Origin of the sequence: Aquincola sp. J276 (assembly GCF_024700035.1) — a bacterium.
Classification (GTDB): domain Bacteria; phylum Pseudomonadota; class Gammaproteobacteria; order Burkholderiales; family Burkholderiaceae_C; genus Aquincola; species Aquincola tertiaricarbonis.
Genome location: NZ_JAJONC010000001.1, coordinates 3,801,576 through 3,816,059 on the forward strand (window position 1 = coordinate 3,801,576; position 14,484 = coordinate 3,816,059).

The following is a 14,484-nucleotide window of genomic DNA, read 5'->3' on the forward strand; positions in this document are numbered from 1 at the left end:
GCACGGCGCTCAGCCCGTCACCCGGAACGCTGTCGGATCCACCGCCGGCTCGCGGCCCTCCATCAAATCGGCCAGCAGGCTGGCGCTGCCGCAGGACAGGGTAAGGCCCAGCGCGCCATGGCCGGCGTTGACCCACAGCCCGGGCCAGCGGGTGGCGCCCACCTGCGGCCGGCCGCTCGGCGTGGCCGGCCGCAGGCCGGTCCAGGGCTGCGGATCGTCGAAGCTGCAGGCGCCGGGGAAGGTCTCCCGCACCGACTGGCACAGCGCCTCGATGCGCGCTGGCGGCAGCACGCGGCTCATGCCGATCAGCTCGGCAAAGCCCGCCACGCGCAGCCGGTCGCCCAGCCGGGCATGGACGAGCTTTCGGCCGTTGTCGGTGATGCTCACGCGCGGCGCGGCGGCGTCGTCCACGATCGGCAATGAGACGCTGTAGCCCTTGATCGGCTCGATGGGCGGCCGTGCGCCCAGCGGCTTGAGCAATTGCACCGTGGCCGGGCCGGCCGCCATCACGATGGCGTCGGCCTCGATGCGCTCGCCGCCCGCCAGCTCGGCCGCCACCACGCGGCCGGCGGCATCACGCACCAGCCGCTGCACCGGGCGGCCCAGCCGCAGCGTGGCACCGCTGGCCTGGGCCAGCAGCACGGCCAGCCGGGCGGCGTCGATCACTTCCTCGGTGGCCGTCCACACGCCGAAGGCGATGGGCCCGCCGCCGGTGGCCGCGAGTGCGGGCTCCAACCGCCGCACTTCGTCGGCGCCGACGATGGCCTGCGCGCAGCCCCAGGCACGCTGCCACTCGATCTGCCGCTGCACGCCGGCCAGCGCCTCGGGCTTGCGGTAGATCACCAGCTTGCCGGTCTGCGTATGGCGCGTGGCCTCGGCGCTGCCCGGCAAGGCGGCCAGCCAGCGGTGCAGCGTGCGGCGGCTCTCCTCGGCCAGCGACAGCAGCTGCTCGCTGGTGCGGCGCACGGTGGGCCACTGGCAGGCCGCGACGAACTCGCTCAGCCAGCGGGCATGGCTGAAGCGCGGCTGCGGCCGCCAGCGCAGCGGGCTGTCCGGCAGCAGCAACCACTTGGGCAGGTTCTTCAGTGCGTCGGGCGTGGCCAGCGGCTCCACATAGCTGTAGCTCAGCTGCGCCCCGTTGCCCAGGCTTTCGCCGCGGCCGGGCTGGGCATGGGCGTCCACCAGCGTCACGCGCCAGCCGCGCTCGGCCAGGGCATGGGCGGTGGCCGCGCCCACGATGCCGGCGCCGATGACGCAGGCATGGCGCGGCCCCGCCAGGGCGGTCGGGCTTGTCATCGCAGGGCTCCTCAGGCGGTCATGGCGACGCGCTGGGCCATCGACCAGGCCATGGCCTGGCGGGCCAGCGCGTCGGTGGCGTCGATCACCGGCACCGGTGCCGAGCGTTCGTCCACCACGAGCGGGATCTCGGTGCAGCCCAGCACCAGCGCCTGCGCACCGCGACGCGCCAGGGCCTCGGCCACCGGCTGCAGCAGCGCGCGGGCTTCGGGCAGCCGGCCCGACTTGACCGCGCCGATGCCGGGCATCACGCCCTGCAGCATCTCGGCTGCGGTGGGCATCAGCCACTGCAGGCCGCTGCCCTCGGGCGTGCGGTTGGGATAGAGGCCGGAGGCGATGGTGGCGTCGGTGGCCAGCAGGCCGATGCGCGCGCCGCGGCCGATGCGCTGCACGCATTCGGCCAGCGCCGCATCCACCAGGTGCAGCATCGGCAGGCCCAGTGCGGGCGCCAGCGCCTCCCACCACAGGTGGGCGGTGTTGCAGGGCATCACCACCAGGCCGGCACCGGCATCCACCAGGCGGCGCCCGCTGGCCACCATCGCGGCCAGCGGTGAATCGCCCTCGCCGCGGAAGGCGGCGGTGCGGTCGGCCACCTGCGGGATGCTGCTCACCACCACCGGCACATGCTCCTGGTCGGTGGTGGCGGGCGTGGCCTCGATCATCTTGCGCATGAAGTCGATGGTGGCCAGCGGCCCCATGCCGCCCAGCACCCCCACCACGCCCAGGCCTTCGCTCATCACGCGCTCACAGGGCCGGCTTGTCCAACAGGGCCTTGAGGTTGTCGGCCAGCTCCTTGCTCATCGGGGCGGCCAGGTTGATGCCCTTCGGCGGGATCGGCGACTGGAACCACTTCTTGTAGAGCGTCTCGAATTCGCCGCTCTTCATCATGCCGGCCAGGGTGTCGTCCACCAGCTTCTTGAAGGGCGCGTCGTCCTTGCGCACCATGATGGCGTAGGGCTCCACCTGCAGCGCCTCGCCCACCACGGCCAGCTCGGCCGGGTTCTGCGCGCCGGCACGCAGGCCGTACAGCAGGATGTCGTCCATGCCGAAGGCCTCGGCGCGGCCGCTCTGCACCATCAGCGCGGACTCGGCATGGTCCTTGGCGGCCAGCAGCTCGAAGCCCAGGTTCTGCTCGGTATTGAGCCGGCGCAGCAACTGGTAGTTGGTGGTGCCGGTGGTGGACACCACCTTCTTGCCCTTCAGGTCGGCGATGGACTTGATGCCCGAATCCGCCTTCACCAGGAATCGCGTGCCGGTGTAGAAGTAGTTGATGGCGAAGGCCACCTGCTTGCCGCGGTCCGAATTGTTGGTGGTGGAGCCACACTCGATGTCGATGGTGCCGTTGGCCAGCAGCGGAATGCGGTTCTGCGAGGTCACGGCCTGGGTGTTGACCTTCAGGTCGGCACGGCCGGTGGCCTTCTTCACCTCGGCCACCACGCGCTGGCAAATCTCCCAGCCGAAGCCTACCGGCTGCGTGTCGCCGCCGAGGTAGGAGAAGGGGATCGACGACTCGCGGTACGACACCGTCATGGCGCCGCTGGCCTTGATCTTGTCGAGCGTGAGCGGGGTCTGGGCACCGGCGGTGCCGCACAACGCGGCGGCGGTGGCGATGGCAAGGGCCAGGCGGGACGAAGTGCGCATGCGGGAGATCCTTTCGGTGCCGACAGGGGCGGGTGAACAACGAGCCCCGATGCTAGGGACCCCGTTCCACCTGCGGCATCGTGAATTGCCCGCAGGGCATAAGCCCCGCTTATGGCGCGGCGCGGCGGCGCCGGCTCAGGGCTGTGCGGCGGTGCGGATCTTCTGCAGCCGCGGCGACGGCTGCGTCACCCGTGCGTCGAACGGATGGGCCAGCGCGCCCACCACGCCCAGCACCCGCTTCACATAGGCGCGGGTCTCGTTGTAGGGCGGCACGCCCTGGTAGCGCTCGACCGTGCCTTCGCCAGCGTTGTAGGCGGCGGCCACCAGGCTCACGTCGCCCTCGAAGTAGGCCAGCAGCCAGCGCAGGTACGCCAGCCCGCCGCGGATGTTCTGCTTGGGGTCGAAGGCGTTCTTCACCCGGAAGCGCTCGGCGGTCTCGGGGATCAGCTGCATCAGGCCCATCGCGTTCTTGGGCGACAGCGCCTGCGCATCGAAGTTGGACTCCGCCTTGATGATGGCCAGCGCCAGCCCTGGGTTGACGTCGAACTCGGGCGCCATCTTCATCACCATCTCGACGATGGGCTGGGGCGAGCTGGCCTTTAGGCGCTCGATGGCGGCGGCGGAGGCCGCGGCCGCTTCCGCCGCGGCGGCCACGGCGGGATCGACCATCGGCGGCGGCGGGTCCTTCAGGCACTCGGGCTGCACCGGCGCGGCGCCGCCCAGCAGCCGCAGCTGGTTGGGGGCCTGCGGAATGCCCTGTGCGGCGGCGGCCTCGAACAGCCAGGCGGCCCAGCCGTCCTGGCGCTCCACGCCGCGGCCGTGGGCGTACATCCAGCCGAGGTGGAACTGCGATTCGGCATCGCCCAGCTTGGCGGCGCGGCAGTACAGCGCGGCGGCGAAGCCGGGATCGCGCGGCAGGCCGTTGCCGGTCTCGTGGCGCTGGGCGTCGGCACGCAGCATGGCCACCAGCTCCTCGTCGGCGCCCGGCGCCGCCGCCTGCCCAGACGCGGCCATGGCCTGCGCCGCCGCGGCCGCGACCAGCAGCACGGTGCCGGCCAGCACGCGCAGCGCCGCACCGCGGCCAGCGGCACGGACGGGGAGGCGTGGAATGACGTACTTCACGTGAGGCGGCGGTTTCGGCAGCGGACCCGCGATTGAAGGCCATGCGAACCGGGGCGTCGACCCCGACCTTGAGGGGATTGCCTTCTGCCGCGCACCGCGGCGGTGCATGTGCGAAGCGTCTCAAGCGCCGGCCTGGCCGCGCCGAAGTAACAGGCCACCCTGCCGTCTTCGGGATCGTTGTCATGAATGTCCGACTGCCGCCGCTCGACCTGTTCTGGTCCCAGGCCTGGAACGCCTTCGGCCCCTACCTGGTGCCCACGCTGATCGCGGCGGCCTTGCTGGTGTTGCTGTTGCTGCTGGGCCGCAAGGACGGCGCCGACGGCCATGCGCCGCCGAGCGCCGGCTCGCGCACCGAGGGCATCGCCCGGCGGGCACGCCCGGCGGAGGTGATTCCCCATGCCGCCGCGCCGGCCGCCAGCCGCGCGCCACTCGTGGCGACCCCGCGCCCCGCGCCGGCAGCCCCGCCCGCACCGGCCCCCGCGCTGCTCGTCGTCGACGATTCCGCCGTGGTGCGCGCCAAGCTGCGCAAGCTGCTGGAAGGCGCCGGCTACCGCGTGGTGCTGGCCCATGACGGACAGCAGGCCTTGGCAGCCTTGCCGGGCGAGTTCTTCTCGCTGCTGATCACCGACCTGGAGATGCCGAACATGGGCGGTCTGGAGCTGATCGCCAGCGTGCAGGGCAGCCTGGAGACCGAGGACCTGCCCATCATCGCCATCACCGGCCATGACGAGCTGCAGGCCCATGTGCGAGACTGCCAGGGCCTCTACGGCCTGTTCCGCAAGCCCTGGAACGACCGCGAGCTGCTGCGCCGGGTGGAGGCGCTGGTGGCCCTGCGGGCCCGGCCGGCGCAGCCCCGCGCAGTGCCCGAGCCGGCCCTGCACTGAAGCCGCCAACCGCGGCGGGCTTCAGCCGGCGTGCCGCACACGCAGCAGGCTGAGCAGTCCCGCCGCGGCCGCGAAGCCGGCCGCCAGGGTTAGCGCAACCACTGCCCCGCGGCCGTCCTGCGCGCCCAGCAGGCTGAAGATGCCAGCCAGCAGCACCGCGCCCAGCGTCTGCCCCGTCAGCCGCGCGGTGCCCAGCATGCCGCTGGCCGCGCCCGAGCGCCGCGGCGGCGCCGAGGTGACGATGGTGTGGTTGTTGGGTGACTGGAACAGCCCGGAAGCCCGCGCCGCACAGCAGCATGCGCCAGACGATGTCGGCATCCGACGGGACGGCCGGCAGCGCCGCCAGCAGCCCCAGGCCCAGGGCCATCAGCGCCAGGCCGATGCCGCCCAGCAGCCCGTTGTGGAAGCGGCCGATCAGCCGCCCGGCAATGGGTGCCACCACCACAATGGCCAGCGGCCAGGCGGTGATGAGCAGCCCGGCCGCCAGGTGGCTGCGGCCCAGGCCGTCCAGCAGCAGGAAGGGCAGCGCGATGAAGGCCAGCATCTGCGCCGCGAATGCGCACACCGAGGTGCCGATGGACAGCCTGAACAGCGGGATGCGCAGCAGGTCGATGGGCATCAGCGGCGCCGGCTGGTGCCATTGCCGGCGCAGGTAGAAGGCGCCCAGCAACAGCCCGGCCCCCAGCAGCCCCAGGCCCTGCGCCAGGCTGCCGCCGGCAGCGCCGTGGCGGGCGCCCAGCAGGTCGGCGCCCAGGAACACCAGGCTGAACATCGCGATGTTGAGCAGCACGTCCAGCGGCGCGGGCGCGGCCGGCGCGGGATGTTCCGGCGTGGGCGCCGGGTTGTGCGGCAGCACCCGGTAGCCCAGGAAGATGACCAGCAGCCCCAGCGGGATGTTCAGCACGAACAGCGCCGGCCAGGGCGCCACCGAGAGGATGGCCGCCGCCACCGTCGGCCCGGCCACCGAGGCGCCGGCCACCGTCAGCGAGTTGATGGCCACGCCGCGGCCCAGCATCGCCTTGGGGTAAATCTGCCGCACCAGCGCGGTGTTGACGCTCATGATCCCGGCCGCGCCCATGCCCTGCACCACGCGCGCCAGCGCCAGCGCCCACAGGCTGCCGCTAAGCAGGCAGGCCAGCGATGCGGCGGTGAACACCGCCACGCCGGCGAAGTACACGCGGCGGTAGCCGATGCGGTCGCCCAGCGTGGCCAGCGGCAGCAGCAGCGCCAGCGTGGCCAGCTGGTAGCCGTTGACCACCCACACCGCCTGCGCGGCGGTGGCGTTCAGGTCGCGGGCGATGCCGGGCAGCGCGAGGTTGACGATGGTGCCGTCCAGCACCGCCAGCACCAGCCCCAGGATGATGGCGGCCATGGCATGGGTGCGGGCGGGCGGGGGCAGACCATCCGATACGAGCATGTAACCTGCGTGGCGGCCAGGAAGGCGGCATGGAAAGGGGCACCGATCCTAGCCGCCGCACCATGCCGCTGCCCGCGCACGGGCTTGCCGTTTGCTCAAGCCAGGCTTCGCCGGGCGGCCCCCTCACAATCGACGACACCGGACGCCACGCAGTCCATTCCAGGCCCGGGTCCAGGAGCTTCCATGACCATCGTCACCCACACCACCCAACCATTCGACGGACAGAAACCGGGCACCTCCCGGGCTGCGCAGAAGGTCACCGTCTTCCAGCAGCCGCGTTATCTCGAGAACTTCGTGCAGGCGCTGTTCGACGGCCTGGAGGGGGCGCAGGGCAGCACGCTGGTGCTGGGGGTGACGGCCGCTTCCACAACCGCCAGGCGGTGCAGGTCATCCTGCGCATGGCGGCGGCCCATGGCTTCGGGCGCGTGCTGCTGGGGCAGGGCGGCATCCTGTCCACGCCCGCGGCCAGCTGCGTGATCCGCGCCCGCGGTGCCTATGGCGGCATCGTGCTGTCGGCCAGCCACAACCCGGGCGGCGCCGATGGCGACTTCGGCATCAAGTACAACGTGGGCAACGGCGGCCCGGCGCCCGAGAAGATCACCGACGGCATCCACGCCCGCACGCAGCAGATCACGCAGTACCGCATCAGCGACGCGGCCGACATCGACATCGACACCCTGGGCGAGCGGCGCATCGAAGGCATGGTGGTGGAGGTCATCGACCCGGTGGCCGACTATGCCGCGCTGATGGCCGAGTGCTTCGACTTCGATGCCATCCGCAAGCTGTTTGCCGGCGGCTTCCGCATGCGCTACGACGCCATGTGGGCGGTGGGCGGCCCCTATGCCAGGGCGCTGATCGAAGGCGTGCTGGGCGCGCCCGCCGGCACGGTGGTGAACGCCGAGCCGAAGGAGGACTTCGGCGGCCTGCATCCCGACCCCAACCCGGTGAATGCCGAGGACCTGATCGCCCACATGGCGGCGGCCGACGCGCCCGACTTCGGCGCTGCGTCGGACGGCGATGCCGACCGCAACATGATCGTGGGCCGCAACTTCCCCGTGGCGCCGTCGGACAGCCTGGCCCTGCTGGCCGCGCATGCCACGGTGGCGCCGCGTTATGCCGAGGGCATCGCCGGCATCGCCCGCTCCATGCCCACCTCGATGGCCGCCGACCGCGTGGCCGCGGCGCTGGGCGTGCCCTGCTACGAGACGCCCTCCGGCTGGAAGTTCTTCGGCAACCTGCTGGACGCCGGCAAGGTGACGCTGTGCGGCGAGGAGAGCTACGGCACCGGCTCCGACCACGTGCGCGAGAAGGACGGCCTGTGGGCGGTGCTGTTCTGGCTCAACGTGCTGGCGGCCACCGGCCAGTCGGTGGAGCAGCTGGTGCGGTCGCACTGGGCGCAGTACGGCCGCAACTACTACTCCCGCCACGACTACGAAGGCATCGACACCGCCGCGGCCGACAAGCTGATGAGCGGCCTGCGCGCGCAACCCTGCCGCAGTTGGCCGGCCAGGTGCTGGAAGGCCGGCGGGTGAGGCAGGCCGACGACTTCGGCTACGTCGATCCGGTGGACGGCAGCAAGTCGGCCAAGCAGGGCGTGCGCATCCTGTTCGACGATGGCTCGCGGGTGGTGGTGCGCCCTGTCGGGCACCGGCACCGAAGGCGCCACGCTGCGGGTGTACCTGGAGCGCTACGAGGCCGACGTGGCCCGGCAGGGCGAGGACACCCAGGCCGCGCTGGCGCCGCTGATCGCAGTGGCGCGCAACGTGGCCCGCATCGCCGAGATCACCGGCCGCAAGACGCCGACGGTGGTCACCTGACCGGTTGGACGCCGGCCTGCAAGCCGGCCTGCGCATCGGCCACCAGCAGCCGGTGGTAGAAGGCCACCAGCTCGGCCAGGTTGCTGGTGGAGATGCGCTCGTTAATGCCGTGGAAGCGCGGCGGGTCCTCGGCCCGGGCACGCACCGGCGAGAAGCGGTAGACCTGGTCCGCCAGACCTAGCAGGTGGCGTGAGTCGGTGGCGCCGATCATCAGCCCTGGCGCCACCACCGTGCCCGGAAACAGCTCGCGCACGGTGCGTTCGATCCAGCCGGTAGCTCGGTGACTCGACGGGCGAGACCGGCGAGGCTTCCGACTGCATGCCCGGCGCCGTCGCCACCTCCACCGCCGGATTCGCCACCACCTGGCGCGCATGGTCCACCGCCGCGGCCACGGTGTCGCCCGGCAGCAGCCGCACGTTGACGTTGGCGGTGGCCTCGCCCGGCAGCACATTGGCCTTGTTGCCGGCGGCCACCGCCGTCAGCGCGCTGGTGCTGCGCAGCATCGCATTGGTGCTGGGGCCCCTGCTCCAGCTGGTGGCGCACCAGCGGGCCGAACAGCCCTGGGTTGGACAGCACCACCCGCATCGGCGCCGACATCTCCGGCGCGATGCGCGCGAATATCTCCGCCGCCACGCCGCGGATGCCGGCCGGCATCGGCTGCGATTCGATGCGCTGCAGCGCCTGCGCCAGCGTGCCGATGGCCGTGGCCGGCGGCGGCATCGACGCATGCCCGGGCGTGCCATGCGTGGTCAGCTGCAGGTTGACGTAGCCCTTCTCCGCCACGCCCACCAGCGCCAGCGGGCATCCAGGCCCTTGAGCACGCCGTCGGTGATGAGCAGGCCTTCGTCGATGACGAAGTCCAGCCGCACGCCGCGCGACTTCAGCAGCGCGGCGATCTGCGCGGCACCCCCGCTCGCCGCCGGTCTCCTCGTCATGGCCGAAGGCCAGGTACAGCGTGTAGCGCGGGCGGAAGCCCTGGCGTGCCAGCAGCTCCACCGCTTCCATCATCGCCACCAGGTTGCCCTTGTCGTCCCAGGCGCCGCGGCCCGCGAAGCCGTCGCGGACCGTGCCGGCGAAGGGCTCGGCCTGCCAGTCGCGCTCGGTGTTGGGTGCGATGGGCACCACGTCCTGGTGGGCCATCAGCATCATCGGCCGCGCGCCGGCATCGGTGCCCGTCAGGTGTAGAGCAGGCTGTAGCCGCCCACGGTCTCCCGGCGCAGCGCGGCGTGGGCCTGCGGATAGCTGGCGGCCAGCCAGTCGTGCAGCTTCAGGAACTCGGCCGCGGCTGCATCGGGCTGGCCGTCGACGGACACGGTGCGCAGCCGCACCGCGGCGGCCAGGCGGCCGGCCACGGCCTACGCATCCACCGCCACCAGCGCCACGGCCAGCACCGCCACCTGGCGCGAGGGCTGGCGCCAGGTGTTCAGGGCCAGGATCAAGGCCAGCAGCCCGAGGGCCCCGGCCAGCGCGGCGGCGGCTCGGGCCAACGGGCGGCGTCGCATCGGTGGCGGCTTCAGTGGTCGGCCGCGGCCGCCGAGGCGGCGGTGGCAGGCGTGGGGCCGGTGCGGTCGATGTAGCGGTCGATCAGCGCGAAGAAGCGCTCGTAGAACCACCGCGTCGGCGATGGTCTGGCTGGCCACCTTCACCATCGAGTCGTCGCTGGCGGAAAACGGCAGCGACAGCGGGCCGATGGCGCCCACGCCCAGGCTGGCCGAGGTGCTGCTCTTCTTCAGCGTGTAGCGGTCCTGCAGCGCGCTGACGAACACCACCGCCGTCGTGTTGTCGCCGCCCTCGGGGTGCACACCACCCGCAGGTCGATCTCCCATGCGTCTCGCGCTCGGGCTGGAAGTTCTTGCGGCCGTTGACGAAGTCGTTCTTCGCCTGGCCCAGCAGGTAGCCCTGGCTGAGCAGCGCGCGCCGCGCAGCCTCGCGGGCCTGCGCATCGCTGACGTCGAAACGGCGTGCATGCGTGTCGTCCGACTGGAAGGTCTCGTAGGTGGTGTGGCGCTGCTTCTGCGTGGCGGCGCAGCCGCTGGCCAGCAGCGCCACGGCCAGCAGGGCCGCGACCAGGGGACGACTGCAACGGACGGACGCGCAATGAGGCGGTGCGGAACATGGGCGAAATGCTAAGCCAAGCCGGAAACGCCGAGGTTGGCGCGGTGTAAAGCACCGCCCGCGCCGCGCGTGGCCTTCAACCGCCCGTGCCCTCCCCGCCAGCCGCCGCCCAGCACCCGGTACAGCGTGAGCCGGTTGGCCTGCTCGGCCAGCCGCAGCGTGATCAGCGCCTGCTGCGCGGTGTAGAGCGAACGCTGCGCATCCAGCACTTCCAGGAAGCTGTAGGCACCGCTGCGGAACAGCGCCTGAGACAAAGCAGCGTGCGGCCGGTGGCCTCGGTGAGCGACTGCTGCGAGGCCAGCCGCTCGGCCAGCGTGCTGCGCTGGGCCAGCGCATCGGCAACCCTCGCGGAAGGCCACCTGCAGCGTCTTCTCGTAGGTGGCCAGCTGGATGTCGCGCTGGGCGGTGGCCACGTCCAGGTTGGCCTGGTTGCTGCCGGCATTGAAGATGGGCAGGCTGATCGAGGGCACGAAGCTCCAAGCGCCGTTGCCGCCACCGAACAGCGCCGACAGCTCGTCGCTGGCCACGCCGGCCGCCGCCGTGAGCGTGATACGCGGGAAGAAGGCCGCCCGTGCCGCGCCGATGCTGGCCTGGGTGCCACGCAGCAGGCTCTCGGCGGCCATCACGTCGGGCCGCTGCTGCAGCACGCTGGAGGGCAGCGCGGCCGGCAGCTCCACGAGGGCGGCCACCGGGCGCTCGATGGCGCCGTCGGGCAGCAGCGCCGTCGGCACCGGGCCCGCGGCCAGCAGCTCCAGCGCATTGCGGGACTGCTGCACCTGCGTGGTGAGAGGCGGCCACGTCCACCCGGGCGCTGTCCACCGTGGTCTGCGCCTGTGCCAGCGTCAGGCCCGACTGGCCGCCCAGCTCGTAGGCGCGGCGCGTCAGGTCGTAGGCGTCCTGCCGGGCCTTCAGCGTCTGGCGGGCCAGCAGCAGCCGCTGCTGGTCGGCGGCCAGGTTGAGCCAGGCGGTGGCGGTGTCGGCCACCAGCGCGATCTGCGTGGTGCGGCGGTTGTGCTCGGTGGAAAGAAGGTCTGCAGCGCCGCGTCGCTGAGGTTGCGCACGCGGCCGAAGAAGTCCAGCTCGTAGGCCGAGATGGCCAGCTGCGCGCTGTAGGTGCTGGTGGTGCGCGCCTCGCCGCTCGCTGACACGCTGGCCGGCTGGCGCTGGTTGTTGCCGCTGCCGGTGGCATTGACGGCGGGCAGGCCGGCCGCCTCCTGGATGCGGAACTGCGCGCGCGCCCGCTCGATGTTGAGCGCGGCCACCCGCAGGTCGCGGTTGTTGGCCAGCGCCAGCTCGATGGTGCTGCGCAGCCGCGGCTCGGTGAAGAACTCGCGCCAGGCGAGCGCGGCGGCGGCATCGGCCGCCACGGTCGGCCCCGGCGCATTGGCCTGGTTGGGCGCAGCGGGTGATGTGGGGGCCGATGCGGCAGGCACGTCCTGCGGCGCTGGCCGCCGGCACGGTGCCCGGCGCACCGCGGCCGACCAGTCGGCTGGACTTAGGCGGTGCCGCGGGCCGGCTGTAGGGCGGCGCCAGGTTGGCGCAGCCGCTGGCCAGCAGCGCGGCGGCCAGGGCCGCGGGGAGCAGGGTCAGCCGATCCATGCGTGGCTCCCTTCCAGCTTGGCCGGCGGCGTGGCTTCGGCACGGGCAGCCGCTCTGGCGAAGAAGCTGCGGATGCACACGAAGAACAGCGGCACGAAGAAGATGCCCAGCGCCGTGCCCACCGCCATGCCGCCCAGCACCGCGGTGCCGATGGACTGGCGGCCTCCGCGCGCCGGCGCCGGTGCCGATGGCCAGCGGCGGGCGCCGAAGCCGAAGGCCAGCGAGGTCATCAGGATGGGCCGCAGCCGCAGCCGCACCGCGGCCAGCGTGGCTTCCACCACCGACTTGCCCTGCTCCTGCAGCTGCTTGGCAAATTCCACGATCAGGATCGCGTTCTTGCACGACAAGCCCACCGCGTGGTGAGCAGGCCCACCTGGAAGTACACGTCGTTGGTCAGCCCGCGGGCGGAGGTGAACAGCAGCGCCCCCAGCACGCCCGAGCGGCACCACCAGGATCACCGAGAAAGGCACCGACCAGCTCTCGTACAGCGCCGCCAGGCACAGGAATCACGAACAGGATGGACACCGCGGCCAGCAGCGGCGCCTGCGTACTCGACAGCCGCTCCTGGAAGGAGGCGCCGGTCCAGTCCAGCGCGATGCCGGGCGGCAGCTCCTTCACCAGGTCCTCGACGATGTTCATCGCGGTGCCCGAGCTCACGCCCACCGCTGCGTCGCCCACCATCTCCTCGGCCGGGCTGCCGTTGTGAGCGCTGCAGCTGCGGCGAGCCGAAGCCCCAGCGGTGGCTGGCGAAGGCGCTGAAGGGCACCATGCGGCCCTCGTTGTTGCGCACCGTCCATTGGCGGTAGTCGTCGGGTGCCATGCGGAAGGGTGCATCGCCCTGCATGTACACGCGCTTGACGCGGCCGTTCTCCAGGAAGTCGTTGATGTAGGTGCCGCCCATGGCGCTGGACAGGGTGCTGTTGATGTTGGCGGTGGCCAGGCTCAGCGCGCCGGCCTTGCGGTCGTCGATGTCCACCACGAACTCGGCGGTGTCGTCCAGGCCGTTGGCGCGGGTGCGCGAGCTCGCTGCGCTGCGCCGCCAGGTCGACGAACTGCTGGCGTGCGCGCTGCAGCGCCTCGTGCCCCAGGCCGTTGACGTCCTTCAGGAAGAAGTTGAAGCCGGCGTTGGAAACGGGCCGCGCACCGCCGGCGGCAGCACCACGAGGATCTGCGCATCGCGGATGCGCGACAGGTCGCTGCTAGGCCTTGCGGGCGATGGCCGAGGCGCTCTGCTCGGGCTTGGGCCGCTCGCTCCAGTCCTTCAGGCGCAGGAAGGCGCAGGCCGGAGCCTGGTCGCCATCCAGGCCGCTGACCGAGCCGAAGGTGAGTACGTCGGGCTGCTGCGCGAAATAGGCCTCCACCTCGCGCAGCACGGCCTGCGCACGCGCTCGGCGGTGGCGCCGGGCGGCAGCGCGATCTGCGCCCGCGGGATGCCCTGGTCCTCGTCGGGCAGGAAGGAGTGGGCAGCCGCGCGAACAGCAGTGCCATGCCGGCGGCGATGGCCAGGTACACCACCAGCATGCGCTTGGGCCGCTTGATGATGCCGCCGATGCCGCGCTGGTAGCTGTCGGCGGTGCGGTCGAAGCCACGGTTGAAGCGCGCAAACAGGCGGTCCAGCAGGCCCAGCGGGCCGCGGCGCGGCGTGCCTTCGCCACCCTCGCCATGCGGATGCGGCTTGAGGAAGGTGGCGCACAGCGCCGGCGTGAGCGTGAGCGCCACCAGCACCGACAGCACCATGGACGACACGATGGTGATGGAGAACTGGCGGTAGATCACGCCGGTGGAGCCGCCGAAGAAGGCCATCGGGATGAACACCGCCGACAGCACCAGCGCAATGCCCACCAGCGCCGGCGTGATCTCTTCCATCGACTTGCGCGTGGCCTCCAGCGCGGGCGGCGCCTCCTCGCGCATCACCCGCTCGACGTTTTCTACCACCACGATGGCGTCGTCCACCAGCAGGCCGATGGCCAGCACCAGGCCGAACATCGTCAGCGTGTTGATCGAGTAGCCGAAGGCCGCCAGCACGCCGAAGGTGCCCAGCAGCACCACCGGCACCGCGATCGCCGGGATCAGCGTGGCCCGCAGGTTCTGCAGGAACACGAACATCACCAGCACCACCAGCAGCATGGCCTCGAACAGCGCCTTGACCACCTCGTCGATGGAAGCGCTGATGAAGGGCGTGGTGTCGTAGTTGAGCACCGGCGTCAGGCCGGGCGGGAAGTTGGGCCCGCAGCTCCTCGATCATGGCCTTGACCGCCTCGGCCACGTCCAGCACATTGGCGCCGCTGGACAAGGATGACGCGGAAGCCGGCGGGCGGCTGGCCATTGAGCCGCGTGGTGATGGTGAGGTTCTCGGCGCCCAACTCCACCGGGCCACGTCCTTCATCAGCACCAGCGCGCCGTCAGGGCTGCTCTTGAGCACCGTTCTGGAACTGCTCCACCGTCTGCAGCTTGCGCGCGGTGATGGTGGCGATGAGCATCTGGCCCGGCGTGGCGGGCAGCGCGCCCAGCTGGCCGGCCGAGACCTGCGCGTTCTGCGCATTGATGGCGGTAGCCACGTCGGACGGCATCAGGCCGTACTTCTCCAGCTTGG

At 71.9% G+C, this 14,484-nt stretch carries 13 protein-coding genes and 8 pseudogenes; 2 read left to right on the top strand and 19 right to left on the bottom strand.

The annotated features are described in order from the left end of the window. Positions 1-9: 9 nt before the first annotated feature. The 4 genes from LRS14_RS17765 to LRS14_RS17780 all read right to left on the bottom strand — a co-directional run bounded on the left by LRS14_RS17765 (position 10) and on the right by LRS14_RS17780 (position 4,059). Positions 10-1,296: an FAD-dependent oxidoreductase gene (locus LRS14_RS17765; protein ID WP_257800364.1), complete on the bottom strand. Its 1,287-nt coding sequence runs from the start codon at positions 1,294-1,296 to the stop codon at positions 10-12. 11 nt (positions 1,297-1,307) lie between these two features. Continuing rightward, positions 1,308-2,033, bottom strand: coding sequence for an aspartate/glutamate racemase family protein (locus LRS14_RS17770; RefSeq protein ID WP_257800365.1), 726 nt, complete (start codon positions 2,031-2,033; stop codon positions 1,308-1,310). Positions 2,034-2,040: 7 nt separating this feature from the next. Further along, the gene (locus LRS14_RS17775; RefSeq protein WP_257798134.1) at positions 2,041-2,937 is read right to left on the bottom strand and encodes an amino acid ABC transporter substrate-binding protein; all 897 of its coding nucleotides are present in this window, start codon (positions 2,935-2,937) and stop codon (positions 2,041-2,043) included. A 135-nt stretch (positions 2,938-3,072) separates the two neighbouring features. Beyond that, positions 3,073-4,059 carry a transglycosylase SLT domain-containing protein gene (locus tag LRS14_RS17780; protein WP_257798135.1) on the bottom strand — a complete coding sequence of 329 codons (987 nt, stop codon included), beginning with the start codon at positions 4,057-4,059 and terminating at the stop codon, positions 3,073-3,075. A gap of 182 nt (positions 4,060-4,241) precedes the next feature. Here LRS14_RS17780 and LRS14_RS17785 point away from each other — a divergent pair, with 182 nt between their 5' ends. Next, positions 4,242-4,943 (top strand): response regulator, encoded by a 702-nt coding sequence (locus tag LRS14_RS17785; RefSeq protein ID WP_257800366.1) that lies wholly within the window; start codon positions 4,242-4,244, stop codon positions 4,941-4,943. Positions 4,944-4,964: 21 nt separating this feature from the next. On the opposite strand, the pseudogene LRS14_RS17790 reads toward LRS14_RS17785, so the two are convergent. Beyond that, positions 4,965-6,360: pseudogene (locus LRS14_RS17790) on the bottom strand (MFS transporter). Between the two features lie 183 nt (positions 6,361-6,543). Between LRS14_RS17790 and LRS14_RS17795 the strand changes: the two are divergent. Beyond that, positions 6,544-8,177: pseudogene (locus tag LRS14_RS17795) on the top strand (alpha-D-glucose phosphate-specific phosphoglucomutase). Here the strand turns inward: LRS14_RS17795 and LRS14_RS17800 are convergent. From LRS14_RS17800 to LRS14_RS17865, 14 genes and pseudogenes are all read right to left on the bottom strand, one after another. After that, complete coding sequence (locus LRS14_RS17800) at positions 8,170-8,430, bottom strand: hypothetical protein (protein ID WP_257800367.1); 261 nt, start codon at positions 8,428-8,430, stop codon at positions 8,170-8,172. The pseudogene LRS14_RS17795 and the gene LRS14_RS17800 overlap by 8 nt on opposite strands. Positions 8,431-8,575: 145 nt before the next feature. Beyond that, positions 8,576-8,920: pseudogene (locus LRS14_RS30335) on the bottom strand (peptidase dimerization domain-containing protein); the annotation flags it as partial. Between the two features lie 37 nt (positions 8,921-8,957). Further along, positions 8,958-9,326 (bottom strand): annotated as a pseudogene (locus LRS14_RS17810) (M20/M25/M40 family metallo-hydrolase); the annotation flags it as partial. A 26-nt stretch (positions 9,327-9,352) separates the two neighbouring features. Beyond that, a complete protein-coding gene (locus LRS14_RS17815; protein WP_257800368.1) occupies positions 9,353-9,529 on the bottom strand; it encodes a hypothetical protein in 177 nt (58 codons plus the stop codon). A gap of 3 nt (positions 9,530-9,532) precedes the next feature. Continuing rightward, positions 9,533-10,003, bottom strand: coding sequence for a DUF2242 domain-containing protein (locus tag LRS14_RS17820; protein WP_257800369.1), 471 nt, complete (start codon positions 10,001-10,003; stop codon positions 9,533-9,535). A 46-nt stretch (positions 10,004-10,049) separates the two neighbouring features. After that, positions 10,050-10,226: pseudogene (locus tag LRS14_RS30720) on the bottom strand (DUF2242 domain-containing protein); the annotation flags it as partial. 77 nt (positions 10,227-10,303) lie between these two features. Continuing rightward, on the bottom strand, positions 10,304-11,068 hold the full coding sequence (locus LRS14_RS17830; protein ID WP_257800371.1) for a TolC family protein: 765 nt from the start codon (positions 11,066-11,068) through the stop codon (positions 10,304-10,306). A 73-nt stretch (positions 11,069-11,141) separates the two neighbouring features. Next, a pseudogene (locus tag LRS14_RS17835) lies at positions 11,142-11,285 on the bottom strand (TolC family protein); the annotation flags it as partial. Between the two features lie 194 nt (positions 11,286-11,479). Beyond that, positions 11,480-11,764 (bottom strand): annotated as a pseudogene (locus LRS14_RS30340) (hypothetical protein); the annotation flags it as partial. Between the two features lie 114 nt (positions 11,765-11,878). Then, positions 11,879-12,361, bottom strand: coding sequence for an efflux RND transporter permease subunit (locus LRS14_RS17845; RefSeq protein WP_310740844.1), 483 nt, complete (start codon positions 12,359-12,361; stop codon positions 11,879-11,881). Then, positions 12,285-12,569 carry an efflux RND transporter permease subunit gene (locus LRS14_RS17850; RefSeq protein ID WP_257800372.1) on the bottom strand — a complete coding sequence of 95 codons (285 nt, stop codon included), beginning with the start codon at positions 12,567-12,569 and terminating at the stop codon, positions 12,285-12,287. The genes LRS14_RS17845 and LRS14_RS17850 overlap by 77 nt, the downstream gene beginning before the upstream one ends. 76 nt (positions 12,570-12,645) lie before the next feature. Beyond that, positions 12,646-12,870, bottom strand: a pseudogene (locus tag LRS14_RS17855) (efflux RND transporter permease subunit); the annotation flags it as partial. After that, positions 12,834-14,090 (bottom strand): efflux RND transporter permease subunit, encoded by a 1,257-nt coding sequence (locus LRS14_RS17860; RefSeq protein ID WP_257800373.1) that lies wholly within the window; start codon positions 14,088-14,090, stop codon positions 12,834-12,836. The pseudogene LRS14_RS17855 and the gene LRS14_RS17860, both read right to left, overlap by 37 nt. A gap of 203 nt (positions 14,091-14,293) precedes the next feature. Next, the coding region (locus LRS14_RS17865) for a hypothetical protein (RefSeq protein WP_257800374.1) at positions 14,294-14,484 on the bottom strand (191 nt) is incomplete at its 5' end.